The following is a 15676-nucleotide window of genomic DNA, read 5'->3' as shown; positions in this document are numbered from 1 at the left end:
CGGCCGACACGTCAGCGGCTCACACCTCGGGCGCCCCCGTCTCCTTCAGCTCACCGTCGGCCAGCCGCAGCCAACGGTTCACCCCGATCCGTGCGAGGAAGCGTTCGTCGTGGCTGACCACCATGAACGCTCCCCGGTAGGAGCACAGCGCGCTCTCCAGCTGGCCCGCGCTGACCAGGTCGAGGTTGTTCGTCGGCTCGTCCAGCAGCAGCAGTTGCGGGGCCGGTTCGGCGCACAGGACACAGGCCAGGGTGGCCCGCAGCCGCTCGCCGCCGGACAGCACACCCACGGGCAGATGGGCGCGGGAACCCCGGAAGAGGAAGCGCGCGAGCAGGTTCATCCGCTCCGCCTCCGACCGGTGCGGGGCGAACGCGGCGAAGTTCTCGGCGACGCTGCGTTCGAGGTCCAGCAGGTCCAGCCGCTGCGAGAGGTACGCGACCCGGCCGTCGGCCCGCTTGATCTGTCCGCCGACCAGCTCGTCGCTCCGTCCGTCGTGCGGATCTCCGGGCGTTCCCCCACCCGCTCCTCCGCCCGCGCCGTCGGTCATTCCTTCGGCCGGCTCCAGATCACCGTTGACCAGACGCAGCAGTGTGGTCTTGCCGGCGCCGTTGGGGCCGGTCAGTGCGATGCGTTCGGGGCCGCGGACGGTCAGGTCGATGCCCGCACCGGCGAACAGGGGGCGTTCGCCGTGCTGGACCCGCAGCCGCTCGCCCAGGAAGAGGGTGCGTCCGGCGGGCACGTCGGTGTCCGGCAGATCCAGGGTGATCCGCTGCTCGTCGCGCAGGGCGCGCCCCGCCTCGTCCAGCCGGGCCTTGGCCTCGCCGACCCGGGAGGCGTGCATCTGACCCGACCGTCCGGCGGACTCCTGGGCGCTCCGCTTCAATCCTCCGGCGACGATGCGCGGCAGGCCCGCGTTCTTGAGGTTGCGGGCGGCGTTGCTCGCGCGGCGCTCGGCGCGTTCGCGGGCCTGCTGCATCTCCCGCTTCTCGCGCTTCAGTTCCTGTTCCGCGTTGCGGACGTTCTTCTCGGCGACCTCCTGCTCGGCCTGCACGGCGGCTTCGTACTCGGTGAAGTTGCCTCCGTAGAAGCGCAGTTGACCGCTCTCCAGTTCCGCGATGCGTTCCATGCGGTCGAGCAGTGCCCGGTCGTGGCTGACCACCAGGAGACAGCCGGACCAGTCGCCCAGCACGTCGTAGAGCTTGTGCCGGGCGTCGAGGTCGAGGTTGTTGGTCGGTTCGTCGAGCAGCAGTACGTCGGGCTGCTTCAGGAGCTGGGCCGCCAGGCCGAGCGAGATGATCTGGCCGCCGCTGAGCGTGCTCAGGCTCCGGTCGAGGGCGAGTCCGTCGAGGCCGAGCCGGTCCAGCTGAGCCCGGGTGCGTTCCTCGATGTCCCAGTCGTCACCGATGGTCGCGAAGTGTTCCTCGCTCACGTCCCCGGACTCCACGGCGTCCAGGGCCCGGATCACCGAGGCGACGCCCAGGACCTCGGCCACCGTGAGGTCCCCGATCAGGGGGAGGGTCTGCGGAAGGTAACCGAGCGTGCCGACCGTGGAGACGGAACCGGAGCCCGGCCGCAGCTCACCGGCGATGAGTTTGAGAAGGGTGCTCTTGCCGGAGCCGTTGGGCGCGACCAGGCCCGTCCGGCCGCCGCCCAGGGCGAAGGACAGGTCCTGGAAGACGGGGGTGCCGTCGGCCCAGGCGAAGGACAGGTGGGAGCAGATGACGGAGGCGTCTGACATGGGAAGACCTCAAAGGGAATACGGGCACGCAGAGAGTGGTGCCCGGGACATGGACAGAGGGAACGACTGAACGGGCCACGACGGTGACGCGATGCCTCTGGGCATCGGCCGGTGGCCTGTCGGAGCGGGATCTCACCCCGAGATGTCGTCGTCCCCTGCCATGTCTGGTCTCCTCGATACACGAACAACGTCGCCATGAGCTTAACAGCGGTGGCGTCGCGATGGCTCCTGGTTTTTCGCGGGCCGCCGCGACGGCCGGGGCCCGCAGGTCGAGGCCCGTGGCCGGGCGGGCCGCGCCGGGCGGGGCATGCCCGGCAGGCCGCCGTCGTGTCCGTATGTCTGTGCACCCGGGGGCGCTCGTGTGTCCGGGGTGCCTGTGCCTGAGGTGTCGCCACTGGTTTATCGTTATTCGATAATAACGATAAACGATATGGGGGTGCTGTTCGTGGGCACGAAGTCGTGGTGGAGCCGGGGTGACCAGCGGGCACTGGAGCTGGGCTGCGCGCTGGCGCTGGGCCTGGTCGGTCTGTTCGGTGTGCTCATACCGCTCCTCGGGGTGGTCGGCGTCCTCGACCCGATCACGGACCGGGAAGTGCGGCTCGAAGAGCGGGGACCGGCCCCGCACGTGACGCCGGGTGGTGACGGGCCGTCCGTCATCGGTACCGATCAGGCCGAACTCGTCTTCGCCCACCCCGCCTTCGGGCAGCGACTGCTGCTCGCGCTGCCCGAGATCGTCGGCAGTGTGCTGCTGATCGTGATACTCGGTTTGTTGCTCCGAATGGCCCGGAGCCTGCGCGGCGGCGAGGAGTTCACCACGCGGAACGTCCGCGGGCTCCACGCCATCGCGGTCACGGTGTTCCTCATGAGCGTCCTCGCGCCGCTGCTCGACGCCGTCACGACCGGCCTGCTCCTGCGGGGCACCGGGTCCGAGGACCTGGTTCCGTTCTCCGTCACCTACTCCTTCCCGTACCTGCTGCTCGCGCTCCTGATCGCCGCCGTCGCCGAGGTCATCCGGCGGGGCGCCCGGCTGCGCGACGACACGGAGGGGCTGGTGTGACGGGCCCGTCGCCGGAGCACGGCATCGAGGTCCACCTGGACCGGTTGCTGGCCGAGCGCGGGATGACGCTGACCCAGCTGGCGGCCCGGGTCGGGGTGTCCGTCGTCAATCTCTCCGTACTGAAGAACGACCGCGCCAAGGCGATCCGCTTCAGCACGCTCACCGCGCTCTGTCGCGAGCTGCGCTGCCAGCCGGGCGACCTGCTCGGTTACCGGGACGAGTGACGGCCGGTCCCGTTGTACGGAGTGCCGGTCACGGCACTGGATGCCGTGCGTCCGGCGCCGTACATCCGGGGCCGGACCCGGCTTCCGGGGCGCCGTACATCCGGGCCCGCGCAGGCCGGCGGCGCCCCCGGCGCTCGCTCCCTCGTTTCGTTTCGCCGTGACGAACGAGTCACAGGGCTGTCCCGGTCGCGTCCCGTCCGCTCAAGTGGCCGAAATTCGCTGGTTACTCTGATCCGGCTCCGGGCGCCACATCAGGCACACCGGACACGGACTTCGCAGGAGACGGGGAACGAGACCATGAGCCGAGACGACGTGTCACGCCGCCGGGTGATGAGCCTCGCGGGCAAGGGCCTGGGACTGGCGCTGCTCGGGGCGGGTGCGTGGGGATGCGGACCGGAGGACGAATCCGGCGGCGGTGGTGCCACGCGGGAACCCGGAGCGGGCGGGAACAAGGACACCTTCACCACCCCTCCGGCAGGCACCGGCCCCCGGGCCCTCTGGCAGGCCCCGGCGGCCAACAACAGCCTGGCCGGAGATGACGCGCTCGCCGTGGTGGGCGACCTGGTCATCGTGTCCGGCGACCCCCTGGTGGCACGTGATCTGGCCACCGGCAAGGAGGTCTGGTCCCGCAAGGGCGTCACCACCCCCGGAGCCGCGCTGCTCCTGGACTCCGGCACGCTCTACCTCGCCAGCGCCGAGTACGACGGGAACGTCGTCGGCCTGGATCCCGCCACGGGCAAGGAGACCTGGCGCAGCCGCCTGGGCAGCCAGTACGCGCAGCCCCGGCCGATCGCCGTGGACGACGACCACGTCTACGTCACCGGGGGCATCCTGGACAAGGACTTCAGGACGCCGGACAACGTGGTCGCCGCGATCGACACCTCGTCCGGCAAGGTCGCCTGGCGCGAGCAGCGCGACCACGGCACGGAGGAGACCGGCATCACCGCCGTGGCCGTCGGCGGCCGACTCGTCTACACCGACTTCCGTGAGAACCTCACCGTCCGGGACACCAGGACCGGACGGCAGATCTGGACGAAGAAGATCGGCCGGTCCAACAACCGCAAGTTCGCCGTCCACGACGACCTGGTCATCGTCGCCGACGGGCGCCGGCTGCGCGCCTTCGAGCTGGCCGGCGGCAAGGAACGCTGGTCGCTTGCCTCCGAGGAGTTCAGCCGGTTCAACGACCCGGCGGTCCTGGACGGCGTTCTCTACGCCTCCGACAGCACCCACGGCCTGTGGGCGGCCGACCCCGCGACGGGGAAGAAGATCTGGCACAACACCGACCTCCTGGACGTCGCCTACCCCTGGCAGTTCGCCAAGGTCGGCGGCACCCTCTACGGGGCGACCGAGTTCGACGAGGACGGCGGCATCCACGCCTTCGACGCCGCGAGCGGAAAACTGCGCTGGACGTACAACGACGGCAGCGGCGACATCCAGAAGTGGTACCTGGCGGCCCGGGGCAAGCGGCTGGCGGCCCTGCACGCGAAGAAGCTGACCGCCCTGCCGGCCGTGTGACACCGCCGCGCGGAACGGTCCCGGACCACCGGTGGTTCCGGGGCCTCCGTCGGCGGCCCGGGGCCGGGAGGGCACTTGGTTCCATGAACCGTTCCCGGCCCTCCGCCCAGCCCGCCGAGCGGGTGCGGGGAGGCGGTGCGGCGGTATAGCGGGTCTATAGCCGGGGAATCCACGCTGGGAGGAGACCGCACCGGGGCCGTCGGACGGCTGCTGCGGGCGGCGGCCTCTTCTCCCCCCTCTCTACGCACCGGAGTTGGCCGTGGACTCCACGAACAGCACGCCGGACGTGACCGACCGACTGGAGCGGAGCCCAGGCGACCCGCGCGACCGTCGGCATCAGCTTTCGGCGGCCCCGGCCCGCGACCGTGCGGGGCATTCGGCCGCGCGCGTCGCGGAAGGCACCGGCACCGGCTGCACAGTCACCGGCCACGTCGCCACCGACCGCGAGCACGGCGGCGAGCGCCCGCTCCACGAGTCGGCCGCGTACCCCACCGCGTCCGGCGGACATGGTCGGTACCGCACCGGACGGTCGCTGTCGCTCCCGCCCAACCGCCGGTCGGCCGCCCCGGGGGAGTCGTGACGACCCGCGGCCGGACGACGCCCGTCACCCGGCGGATCGCCGAACTGGAACGACTCCTCGGAGATCCGCGTGACCCCCGCAACCCGCTCGGGCACTCGGCGGTGATCGACGCCGACGAGCGCGGGGTGCCGCTCGCCGCGGGCGAGCGCGTGCTGCGCCTGTTCGGGCTGAACGCCGAATTCGTACCCCGGCACCTGGGCGGGCGCTTCGACCAGGTCGACGAACTCGTCCAGCTGATGCGCGGCGTCTTCCGTCGCGACGGCACCCTCGGTCTCGGCTACGGCGCGTCCAGCTTCGTCGCCGGACTGGCGGTCTGGGCGGCGGGCACGCCGGGCCAGCAGCGCCGGGCCGCCCGCATCCTCCTCGCCGAGGAACGCATCTGCGCCGGGGTCCCGGAACTCGACCCCGACGAACCGGCCGCGGCCCGCCTGTCCGCCGCGCCGAGCGCGGGACGGCTCGTCCTCAACGGGGGCGGACCGCTCGTCGGCAACGCCGAACGGGCCGAGGCCGCCGTCCTGCTCGCCCGCACCGGCCACCGCACCGGCACGCCCACCCACTCCCATCTGCTGGTGGACCTGGAACACCTGCCCTGGGACCGGGCCGCCCGCGATCTCCGGTTCACCACCGCCGGACAGCGCGGACTGTCACTGGGCGCCATCGAGTTCCGCGACTGCCCGGTGCCCGCCGACAGCGTGCTCGGCGAACCCGACAGCGCTCATGAGACCGAGCTGCGCACCTGTCCGATCATCGACACCGCCCTCCCCGGCATGGCCGTCGGCATCGCGGACACCCAGCTGCGCACCGCCGTCGCGATCGTCCGGGAACGGCCTGATCGGGACCGGTCCGTCGCGACCCCGCACCACGCCCGCGACATCTTGGCCGGTGCCTTCGCGGAGCTGCTCGTCTGCGACGCCCTGACGACGGTTGCCGCGCGCTCGCCGCATCTGCTGCCCGCCGAGAGCGGCGTACGGTCCGCTGCGGTGCGGCACCTGGTGCCCAGGCTGCTCCGAGGAGTCTCGCACCGGCTGTCGTCACTGCTCGGCGTGGACGGCTGCCCGGAAGAAGGCCTCCATGCCGTCTTCCGGAAGGCGGCACGCGACCTGCTGGGCATCACCCTCGCCCCCATGGCCACGCGGGCCACCGGCCCGGCGAGGATCGTGCCCCGGCTGCCCGTGCTGGCCGAGCACGCGTGGCTGCCGGCCCTGGAACGGCCCGCGGCACCGCCCGGTGACCGGGACGACGTGCTCACCCGCCTCCTGAGCCCCGGCAGGCCGCTGCCACGCCTGGACTTTGCCCGGCTCGGCACCGTCACCGGCGCGGCGGACGGCCTCACCGGCGTACTCCCGGCCATCCATCACGCGCTGGCGCGGCAACCCGCCACGGCACCCGAACTCCTCGCCCTCACCGGACCGTTGACGGCAGAACTGCGCCGGCTGGCCGGTCTGGCCCGGTCCCTCCCGCCGTCCGGGCCCGGGCAGGTGCACGACCACGGGTACGAGTACAGGACGGGCGCGCCTGCCACCGACCGGCGCGCCCACGTGCTCGCCGACCGCTGGACGCACCTGCTGGCGGCCGCCGCCTGCCTGGGCCTCTGGCGGACGGCCTGGCAGGTTCCGCAACCCGGATTCACCGCCGATCCGGTCTGGGTGACCGCGGCCCTGCACCGGCTCGCCGACCGGCTGGGGCTCGGCCCGTCCCCGCTGTCCGCGCGGGTCCGGCACCGGCTCCACGGCGAACTCGTCCACCGGTGCGAGGATCACCTCGGCCTCGATCTCACCGGCGGCCCGCTCGCCGGGACCCGCACGTCCGACCCCGGGACCCGCGTGCCCGGCCCCGGGAGCCGCACATGCGGCGATCCGACACGCACGTCCGACCGGACCCGTGCGCCCGCCGGGACCCGCGGCTCCCGGGCGGCCGGGATGCCCGCCGGGCGGTGCCGCTCCGGTGAACCACCCGCCCCTCACGGAAACGGAGCCACCCGACCATGAAAGACAGCAGCGGCCGACTCGCGGTGACCGGCGCCGTCCACATCTGGCACGGCCGCGCGCCGCACACCCCGGACCCCGCCGACCTGGCCGTGCTCGACGACGAGGAACTCCGGCTCGTCCACAGCAGACGTGCCGCCGTACGCTCCCACTACGCCCACGCGCACGCCTCGCTGCGCAGGGTCCTGGCCGATCACTACCTCGGCGGGCCGCCCGAGGCGATCCGGTTCGGACGGCATCCCTGCCCGCGCTGCGAGGACGGGAGGCACGGCCGCCCCCGGGTCCTCTCGCCCGCCACCGGAATGGAGTTCAGCCTCTCCCGCTCGGGGCCGCACTGGGCCCTCGCCGTGACCGCCGCCGGACACATCGGGCTCGACATCGAGAGCCGGGGCGACCTCGACGCGGACGCCCTGTCCGGCCTGGTGCTCTCCGGTCTCGTGCTCTCCGTCGGCGAGCGCGACCGGATCCGGGCCGCCGGACACGGCGACACCCGGCGGGAACTCTTCCTCCGCGCCTGGACGCGCAAGGAGGCCGTGCTGAAGGCGGTCGGCGTCGGCATCGCCACCGACCTCAGCCGCCTGGACGTGCGCGTCGCCGAGCAGGGACCGGTGCGCGTCGAGCACATCGAGCGCGACGACCGCTCCCACTGGCTCGTCGACGAACCGGAGCTGGCCCCCGGACTCGTCGCCGCGCTCGCCAGACGGGCGGACCGGCCCGGCCCCGTCGTCGTGCGGGGCGTCCCCTTCCGGCGGACGGGGAACGAGGCCCACGGCGCGATGGCCGTACCCGGGCCGAGCGGCGGCGGGAGCGCCCGATGACGCGGGAGAGTCCCTTCCGGCGGTTCCTGCCGCGCCCCCGGGCCCGCACGCGGCTCTACTGCTTTCCGCACGCCGGGGGAGCCGCCAGCGCCTTCCACGGCTGGGCGCGGCTGCTGCCGGAGTCGGTCGAGCTGGTCGCCGTCCAGTACCCCGGGCGGCAGGACCGCTACGACGACCCGGCGCCCGGTTCGCTCACCGGACTCGCGGAGGAGATCGTGGCGGCCATCGACACGCCCTTCGACCGGCCCACCGCGTTCTTCGGGCACAGCATGGGCGCCGTCGTGGCTTTCGAGGCGGCCCGCCGTCTCCGGCCGCGCTTCCCCTCGCCGCTGGCCGCGCTCCTCGTCTCCGCATGCAAGGCACCCGGCGAACGCAGACCCCGCGGCCTGACGTTCGAGGAGGACGAGGTGCGGGCGTACCTCCGTGAACTCGGGGGCGAGGGCGCCCGGGCCCTGGAGGCCGACGAGGACCTGTGGCAGGTCGCCTACCCCGTGCTCTCCGGGGACCTGCGGCTGATCGAGCAGTACCGCTACGCGCCGGGCGCCCCGCTGACCTGCCCACTGGTCGCGATCGGGGGCGTGGACGATCCCTCGGTCACCCCCGCCGACCTCGGCCTGTGGAAGGACTACGCCATTGGTGGCGCCAGGGTGCACACCGTCGCGGGAGGGCACTTCTACTTCGACGAATCACTGCCCCGGCTGGCCGCCCTCCTCGCCGATGAACTCGGCCAACTCCCTTGATAGAAAGGCCAATCGACGCGTTCTGACGGGTCCGTCGCGCTCTCTCCGGGGGCTCCCTGAGGCCGTCGCTCCGCATCCCCTAGGGGATTGCTCGCAGATGCCCCTGGTGTCATCCGCCGTGCGTTGCACGTCGGCGTTGCACCTGCCAGCGTTTGTATGCAGGTGATGACGCGAGGAGACCCCGAGGGAGCTGGTCGGCATGGACTGGGCGTACTGGTTCTACGCGCTGGTCGTCGTGGTCACCGCGCCGCCCATGGTGCCCAACTCGGCCGTGCTGGCCGGGGCGGGCGCGCTGGCCGCGGCGGGCAGCCTGAACCTGCCCCTCCTGGTCCTCTTACCTCTGACCAGTGCGATCCTGGGCGATCTCGCGGTCTTCTGGCTGGGGCGCAGGGCGAGCGGGCGCGCGCACGACTGGCTGTCGCGCAACGCCCGGCGGCGGTCGATGCTGGAGTGGGTCTCCGACCGGTCGCGGCGCTACGGAGTGCCGTCGGTGATAGCCATGCGGTTCGTGCCCACCGGGCGCGGCGTGGGCGGGCTCACCGCCGGAGTGGTCGGCTATCCCGTCCGCAGGTATCTGCTCGGCGCGGGGATCGCGGAGGCTCTGTTCGTCTCGTACACGGTCGGGCTCGGGTATCTGGGCGGACGGTTCGTCACGGACGGCGGGCCGACGGCGCTGCTCATCGGACCGGCGGTCTCATTCCTGCTCGCCGGGGTCACCGTGGCCGTGCAGCGGTGGGGCGGTCGCCATTCCAAGAGAACGGTGCAGTGAGGGAGTTGGCGGGGGATGTGCGTGATCGGATCGGTTGGAAATGGATTTCGGCACCTGCTAACGTCTCGTGGCATGTTCGGTGTGATGCTGTGAGGATCCCTTCGCACGACGGGGACGAACTGGTACACGTGCTGGCCACGCTGGCCAACCCGCACCGTCTGCGGGTGGTGGCCGCCCTGTCCCACCGGCGCAACTACGTGAGTCAGTTGGCTCGGGAGCTGGGAATCAGCCGGGCTCTGCTGCAGGCCCATCTGAGAAAGCTGGAGACCGCCGGTCTGGTGTCGGCACAGCTGGAAATCTCGAGTGACGGGAAGGCGATGAAGTTCTACGAAGTGACGCCCTTCGTGCTTCACCTGACACCGGAAACAATTGCGGCTGCGGTGCTGAAATTCAGCTCGCACGAAGCCGTCCAGCAGGACGGTGAGAAAGGACCCCCGTCATGACTTACCACGGCTGGCAGGAAGTCGTAGGCGCCGTCGGTATTTTCGGCATGGTTATTGTGGTGGTCACCATCGTCGTCTGGCACATGGCCGCCACCTGGCGGGCCCGGGCGATCTTGGCGCGCGATTACGAATACCGGACCCTCGCCGAGAAGGCGATCCGCAACCAGGATGTCATCGAAAAGCAGCTGGCCGGGATCGACAGCAGCCTTGAGGACATCCGGACCCGCATGCGTTCTGTGGAGCGGATCCTCAAGGAGGTCGAGTAGCCGGAAAACGGGACCGGGCTGTCGAGCGGCAACTCGACGGCCCGGTGATGAAGAAGCAACGCCCTCGCCGATGGCGAGTTTTCACCGGATCGCTCCTTCAAGGGAGGACTTTAGTTCATGCTGCGCAGAAGCAGACGGCGTCGTACGCAGAGCGGCCAGACGGACACCACTTCGTTAGCCCCCACGGCGCCCGAAACCCCAGATATGGCGCGAAGTGGCCGTCGCCGCAAGGGGGAGGGCGCGATCGTCGAGCGGATCGCCGGCTGGTCCATCCGGCACCGCGCCCTGGCGATCGGCGGCTGGCTGGCCCTCGTGGTCGTCGCCGTACTCGGCAGTGCCCTGGTCTCCGGCCCCGGTGCCGACACCGACGACCCGCGTGAATCCGGCGTCGTCAAGCGCGTTCTGAACGCGCAGAAGAACTATGAGCCGATCCTGGAGAACGTGCTCATCCAGCCGCTCGACGGCGGCGGCGGGAAATTCCTGGACAATCCCGCACTCGTCGAGGCCGCCGACGATCTGGTGGCCGAGATCAACAAGACTCCCGGGGCGGTCACCGGATTACGCACCCCGATGAATCCCGGCACCGAACGGCAGATCTCGGCCGACGGGCGGTCCGGACTGGTCACCTTTTTCGTGGCCGGACCGAACGAGCAGATGACCCCGCATTTCGACGCCGTCGTGAAAGCCGTGGACACCGTCGCCGAACGCCACAAGGACGTACGCGTCGTCCAGGCGGGTGATGTGAGTCTGTCCCGGGCCGTCGACGACGCCATCAAGGAGGACTTCGCCGGCGCGGAGACCACCTCGCTGCCCATCACCCTCGTCATCCTGCTGGTCGTCTTCGGTGCCCTCGTCGCCGCCTCCATTCCGCTGCTGCTGGCCGCCACCACCGTCGCGGGCACCTTCGGCCTGCTGGCCGTCCTCGAACGGTGGGTCGCCGTCAACAGCGCCGTCACCTCGATGATCCTGCTCATCGGCGTCGCGGTCAGCGTCGACTACTCCCTGTTCTACCTGCGGCGGGAACGCGAGGAACGGGCCGCGGGGCGCGGCGTCGCCGAGTCGCTGCACATCGCCTCACGCACCTCCGGGCACGTCGTCGCCGTCTCCGGCCTCACCGTCATCGTGTGCGTCTGCGGCCTCCTCTTCAGCGGCCTCGACGTCTTCCGCGGCCTCACCCTCGGCACCGCCCTCGTGGTCGGCCTCGCCATGCTCGCCTCCGTGACGGTCCTGCCGGCCCTGCTCGCCACGCTCGGCCACCGCATCGACAAGGGCCGCATCCCGTGGCTCGGCAAGCGGCGCACCACCATCGTCGAGTCCCGCGGCTGGCAGAAGCTGGCACGGGCCGTCGTCCGGCGCCCGAAGGTGTGGGGCGGCGCCGCGGTGCTGGTCCTGCTCGCGATGGCCGTCCCGATGACCGACATGCGCCTCCAGGACGCAGCCGTCGTCAACAGCCTGCCGCGCAGCGCGCCCACCGTGGACGCCGCGATCCGCATGCAGGAGTCCTTCCCCGGGGCCCCGACCCCCGCGCGCGTCGCCGTGTGGAACAAGGACGGCGGCCGGCCGGACACCCCAGAGGTGCTGGACGCGGTCGACAAGCTGCGCGAGCGGATCGCCGACAGCGGCGGTCAGTTGTACGGCCCCGTCTCCACGGTCCGGGTCGACGACGTCCTCGTGGTGCGGGTGCCGCTGGCCGGCACCGGCACCGACGAAGTGTCCAACGACGCCCTGGAGACACTGCGCGAGGTCGCCCTGCCCCGAACCCTCGGCACCGTCGACGGCGTCGGCTTCGCCGTGGGCGGCCGGACCGCCTTCGCCGAGGACTTCAAGGAACAGCTCGGCGGACGGGCGGCGATCGTCATCGGATTCGTCCTCCTGCTGGCGCTCGGCCTGCTGCTGGTGGTCTTCCGTTCCGTGGCCATCCCGCTGATCTCCATCGTCCTCAACCTGCTCTCGATGGGGGCCGCCTACGGCGTGCTGACCTGGGTGTTCCAGGACGGTGCCTTCAGCTCGCTGCTGGGCTTCACCCCGTACGGAGGCGTCGCCGGCTGGCTGCCGCTGTTCATGTTCGTCGTCCTGTTCGGGCTGAGCATGGACTACCACATCTTCATCCTCAGCCGCATCAGAGAGCGCAGGCTGGCCGGTGCCGGCCCGCGCGAGGCCGTCGTCGGCGGCATCGCCGCCAGCGCGGGCGTCGTCACCAGCGCGGCCGTCATCATGACCGCGGTGTTCTCGGTCTTCATCACCCTCTCCGCCATAGAGAACAAGATGATGGGCGTGGGCATGGCGGTGGCCATCCTCATCGACGCCACCCTCGTCCGAGGCGTCCTGCTCCCCGCGGCCGTGGCACTGCTCGGTGAACGCGCCTGGACCCTGCCACGCTGGCTGGAATGGCTGCCCGGCAAGGGTGAGCGCCCGGAACCCGTGCCCGCCCCGTCCGCGGCCCGGCCCGCACCGCACGCGGCCGGCAGCCCGGAGCACGCGCACATCGACTGACGGAACACCGGAGTCGGCCCGGACCAACACTGACCGACGACCGGCTGATCGGCACACCGGCGGCGGCTCGCCGTGCGGTGGGCCGGCGCACCATCCGGCACGGGGCGCCCGGCCCCGCCACCGAGGCCCGTCGGCCCGGGACCCGACTCCGATCGGGCCCGGTCCGACGGGCCTTCGGCGTCATTGACCCGTCGTGCCAGAGCGGCGGCCCCGGCCGTCGGACCAACGTCATCTCTCCGCCGGACACCGTGGATAGCTTCGGTATAGACGGACTATCGGGTCGGCGAGAAAGCTGGTCGAGCAGATGTGAGGAATGCCAGAACTCCCACTGATCGACGGTTTCTCGACAAAGGAATTCACATGGCTGACGAGCTGGACGACGACCAGATCTACCGTGTCGTGGTCAATGACGAGGAGCAGTACTCCATTTGGTGGGCGGACCGGGAAATTCCTGCCGGATGGCGCGCCGAGGGCACCGAGGGAAAGCGGTCGGAATGCCTCGCGCACATCGGTGAGGTGTGGACGGACATGCGGCCGCTGAGCCTGCGCCGCCGCATGGAGCAGGCCGCGGCGAACTGACGGAACGCCGTTCCGGCACGACTGCGCGAACTGACCGACGAGAAGTCGGAATCCCCGGATTACTCAACAGCGGCGGCAGCAGGAGGACTGGAAGAGATGAGCGTCGAAAAGCAGAAGAAGACCGACGTCGACGCCCTTCAGGAGAAACTCCTCCGGCACAGGCTCGGCGGTGGGCGTTCGCGGGCCCGCCGCCGGGGCATCGCCCTCGCCGATCGGTCGGGCCCGCTGCGGCTGTCGTTCGGACAGCAGCAGATGTGGTTCCTCAACCGGCTGGATCCCGACAGCGCCGAATACCTGGTGCCGCTCGCCTTCCGGATACGCGGCACGCTCGACGTCGCCGTCCTGGAGCGCGCCTGGAACGTGCTGCTCGCACGCCACGAGATCCTGCGCACCCGCTACACCCTCACCGACGGGGAACCGGCCCAGATCATCGACCCGCCGCGGACCGTCGGCCTGCCCGTGGACGAGCAGCGCGACGTCCCCGGCGGAGAGCGCGGACGGCGTGCGGACGCACGGGTCGCCGAGGATGCCCGCACCCCCTTCGACCTGGAGCGGGAGTGGCCCGTGCGGGCCCGGCTCCTGAAGCTCGCGGACGATGACCACGTCCTGGGCGTCGTCGTCCACCACATCGCCTTCGACGCCTGGTCGGCGCGCGTACTGATCAACGAACTCGGCGCGCTGTACGAGGCGCTCGCCGCCGGGCGCGAGGCGCCGCTGCCCGAGCTGCCGGTGCAGTACGCGGACTACGCCGCATGGCAGCGCGCCCAGGAGGCCGACGGCGCCCTCGCCGAACACCTGACGTACTGGCGCGAGCGGCTGGCCGGGATCGGCCCGCTCGACCTGCCGGCCGACCGCCCCCGTCCGGCGCACCGCGACCACGAGGGCGCCGACGTCTCCTTCGTCCTCCCCGACGGACTCTCCGAGAAGATCCACAAGCTGGCGCTGCGCCACAACACCACCCCCTTCGCGGTACTGCTCCCCGCCTTCCAGGCACTGCTCGCCCGCTACACCGACCGGAGCGACATCGCCGTCGGGACCGTGGCCTCCGGCCGCACCCGCCCCGAACTCCAGGGGCTCATCGGATACGGCATCAACAACCTGGTGATGCGGAGCAGTTGGCGTGGCAACCCGCGTTTCGCCGAGCTGATCGAGCAGGCCCGTGACCACCTCGTCGAGGCGTACGACCACCAGTCCGTGCCGTTCGCCCGTCTGGTCGACGAGCTCCAGCCCGAACGCGACCTGTCCCGCACCCCGCTCTACCAGGTGGCGTTCACCCTCCACGAGCGCGGCGGCGAACGTGTCGAACTGCCGGGCCTGACCATCGAGCCGCACACCGCGACCGGCTCCGTCGCCAAGTGTGATCTGGAACTCCAGATCAACTCCGCGCCCGACGGCACCTTCCACGGCCAGCTCGTCTACGCGACCTCGCTGTTCGAGCGGGACACCGTGCTGCGCATGAGCCGGCACTTCGTACGGCTGCTCCAGCAGGCCGTCGAGGACGAGACCACCCCGCTGTCCCGCCTCGACGTACTCGACGCCGCCGAACGCGCCCTGGTCACCGCCGGTCCCCGGTTCTCACGACCCGTGACGCGGACGGTGCACGAGTTGTTCGAGGAGCAGGTGGCGCGTACGCCGGACGCGGTGGCGGTGGTGGCGGGCGAGGTGTCGTTGTCGTATGCGGAGGTCAATGCGCGGGCGAATCGGCTGGCGCGGCGGTTGCGGGCTTCGGGGGTGGGGGCGGAGTCGTTGGTGGGGGTCTGTCTGGAGCGTGGCCCGGACCTGATCCCGGCGCTGCTCGGCGTCCTCAAGTCCGGCGCCGGATACGTCCCCCTCGACACCGCCCACCCCGCCGAGCGGCTCGGCCATGTGCTCGCCGACGCGGGTGTACGCATCGTCGTCACCACCACCGGCCAGGAGGAGCTGCTGGGGCAGGTCTTCGAGGGTGAGTCGGTGGTGTTGGACCGGGAGGATCTGTCGGGGTTCGGTTCGGGTGATCTGGTGTCGGTGTCGGGTCCGGGTCATGCGGTGTATGTGATTTATACGTCGGGTTCGACGGGGCGTCCGAAGGGTGTGGTGTTGTGCCATGCCAATGTGGTGCGTTTGTTGGGGGCGGCGCGGGAGTGTTTCTCGTTCGGTGCTTCGGATGTGTGGTCGTTGTTTCATTCGTATGCGTTTGATGTGTCGGTGTTCGAGATGTGGGGTGCCTTGTTGTTCGGGGGCACGTTGGTGGTGGTGGGTCGGGATGTGGCGCGGTCGCCGGAGGATTTTCTGGATTTGTTGGTGGAGCGGGGTGTGACGGTGTTGAGTCAGACGCCGTCGGCGTTCCGTGCGTTGGTTTCGGCGGCGGGTGCGGGGGATGAGCGGGTGGGGCGTCTGGGGTTGCGGTATGTGGTGTTCGCGGGGGAGCGGTTGGAGTTTGGGGAGTTGGGTCCGTGGGTTGCGCGGTTGGGGTTGGATGCTCCGGCGTTG

14 protein-coding genes are annotated in these 15676 nt (G+C 71.0%); 13 read left to right on the top strand and 1 reads right to left on the bottom strand.

What is annotated here, in order from left to right; all coding sequences use genetic code 11:
* Positions 1-19 precede the first annotated feature (19 nt).
* Positions 20-1738, bottom strand: coding sequence for an ABC-F family ATP-binding cassette domain-containing protein (locus tag ACFYY6_RS29555; RefSeq protein WP_388652036.1), 1719 nt, complete (start codon positions 1736-1738; stop codon positions 20-22).
* Between the two features lie 430 nt (positions 1739-2168).
* Between ACFYY6_RS29555 and ACFYY6_RS29550 the strand changes: the two genes are divergently transcribed.
* From ACFYY6_RS29550 to ACFYY6_RS29490, 13 genes are all read left to right on the top strand, one after another.
* Positions 2169-2795, top strand: a complete 627-nt coding sequence (locus ACFYY6_RS29550) for a DUF2975 domain-containing protein (protein ID WP_388652037.1) — start codon at positions 2169-2171, stop codon at positions 2793-2795.
* Entirely contained in the window at positions 2792-3019 is a 228-nt protein-coding gene (locus tag ACFYY6_RS29545; protein WP_351524401.1) for a helix-turn-helix transcriptional regulator, read from the top strand. Before ACFYY6_RS29550 ends, ACFYY6_RS29545 begins: the two co-directional genes overlap by 4 nt.
* A 297-nt stretch (positions 3020-3316) precedes the next feature.
* On the top strand, positions 3317-4534 hold the full coding sequence (locus ACFYY6_RS29540) for a PQQ-binding-like beta-propeller repeat protein (protein WP_351631506.1): 1218 nt from the start codon (positions 3317-3319) through the stop codon (positions 4532-4534).
* Between the two features lie 259 nt (positions 4535-4793).
* Positions 4794-5114, top strand: a complete 321-nt coding sequence (locus tag ACFYY6_RS29535; protein WP_351524399.1) for a hypothetical protein — start codon at positions 4794-4796, stop codon at positions 5112-5114.
* Positions 5111-7102, top strand: coding sequence for an acyl-CoA dehydrogenase (locus ACFYY6_RS29530; RefSeq protein ID WP_389196497.1), 1992 nt, complete (start codon positions 5111-5113; stop codon positions 7100-7102). Before ACFYY6_RS29535 ends, ACFYY6_RS29530 begins: the two co-directional genes overlap by 4 nt.
* Positions 7099-7917, top strand: a complete 819-nt coding sequence (locus ACFYY6_RS29525) for a 4'-phosphopantetheinyl transferase superfamily protein (protein WP_351524397.1) — start codon at positions 7099-7101, stop codon at positions 7915-7917. Before ACFYY6_RS29530 ends, ACFYY6_RS29525 begins: the two co-directional genes overlap by 4 nt.
* Positions 7914-8657: an alpha/beta fold hydrolase gene (locus ACFYY6_RS29520; RefSeq protein ID WP_351524396.1), complete on the top strand. Its 744-nt coding sequence runs from the start codon at positions 7914-7916 to the stop codon at positions 8655-8657. The genes ACFYY6_RS29525 and ACFYY6_RS29520 overlap by 4 nt, the downstream gene beginning before the upstream one ends.
* A 199-nt stretch (positions 8658-8856) precedes the next feature.
* Entirely contained in the window at positions 8857-9426 is a 570-nt protein-coding gene (locus ACFYY6_RS29515; RefSeq protein ID WP_351524395.1) for a VTT domain-containing protein, read from the top strand.
* 128 nt (positions 9427-9554) lie between these two features.
* Positions 9555-9869 carry a winged helix-turn-helix domain-containing protein gene (locus ACFYY6_RS29510; RefSeq protein ID WP_351524394.1) on the top strand — a complete coding sequence of 105 codons (315 nt, stop codon included), beginning with the start codon at positions 9555-9557 and terminating at the stop codon, positions 9867-9869.
* Positions 9866-10135, top strand: a complete 270-nt coding sequence (locus ACFYY6_RS29505) for a hypothetical protein (RefSeq protein WP_351524393.1) — start codon at positions 9866-9868, stop codon at positions 10133-10135. The genes ACFYY6_RS29510 and ACFYY6_RS29505 overlap by 4 nt, the downstream gene beginning before the upstream one ends.
* A gap of 204 nt (positions 10136-10339) precedes the next feature.
* Positions 10340-12628: an MMPL family transporter gene (locus ACFYY6_RS29500; protein ID WP_389196495.1), complete on the top strand. Its 2289-nt coding sequence runs from the start codon at positions 10340-10342 to the stop codon at positions 12626-12628.
* 360 nt (positions 12629-12988) lie between these two features.
* Entirely contained in the window at positions 12989-13207 is a 219-nt protein-coding gene (locus ACFYY6_RS29495) for an MbtH family NRPS accessory protein (RefSeq protein WP_351524391.1), read from the top strand.
* Positions 13208-13303: 96 nt separating this feature from the next.
* Positions 13304-15676, top strand: a 2373-nt coding sequence (locus ACFYY6_RS29490; RefSeq protein WP_389196493.1) for a condensation domain-containing protein, incomplete at its 3' end; no start/stop codon positions are given.

Source organism: Streptomyces sp. NPDC001750 (assembly GCF_042892615.1).
Taxonomy (GTDB): Bacteria; Actinomycetota; Actinomycetes; order Streptomycetales; family Streptomycetaceae; genus Streptomyces.
The sequence above is the reverse complement of the archived record's forward strand: the minus strand, read 5'-3'. Positions and strand labels throughout refer to the sequence as shown.

Coding starts and splice junctions, on each gene's coding strand:
- ACFYY6_RS29555 (WP_388652036.1), bottom strand. CDS start 1,738: ATGTCAGACGCCTCCGTCATCTGCTCCCACCTGTCCTTCGCCTGGGCC.
- ACFYY6_RS29550 (WP_388652037.1), top strand. CDS start 2,169: ATGGGGGTGCTGTTCGTGGGCACGAAGTCGTGGTGGAGCCGGGGTGAC.
- ACFYY6_RS29540 (WP_351631506.1), top strand. CDS start 3,317: ATGAGCCGAGACGACGTGTCACGCCGCCGGGTGATGAGCCTCGCGGGC.
- ACFYY6_RS29525 (WP_351524397.1), top strand. CDS start 7,099: ATGAAAGACAGCAGCGGCCGACTCGCGGTGACCGGCGCCGTCCACATC.
- ACFYY6_RS29520 (WP_351524396.1), top strand. CDS start 7,914: ATGACGCGGGAGAGTCCCTTCCGGCGGTTCCTGCCGCGCCCCCGGGCC.
- ACFYY6_RS29515 (WP_351524395.1), top strand. CDS start 8,857: ATGGACTGGGCGTACTGGTTCTACGCGCTGGTCGTCGTGGTCACCGCG.
- ACFYY6_RS29505 (WP_351524393.1), top strand. CDS start 9,866: ATGACTTACCACGGCTGGCAGGAAGTCGTAGGCGCCGTCGGTATTTTC.
- ACFYY6_RS29500 (WP_389196495.1), top strand. CDS start 10,340: ATGGCGCGAAGTGGCCGTCGCCGCAAGGGGGAGGGCGCGATCGTCGAG.
- ACFYY6_RS29495 (WP_351524391.1), top strand. CDS start 12,989: ATGGCTGACGAGCTGGACGACGACCAGATCTACCGTGTCGTGGTCAAT.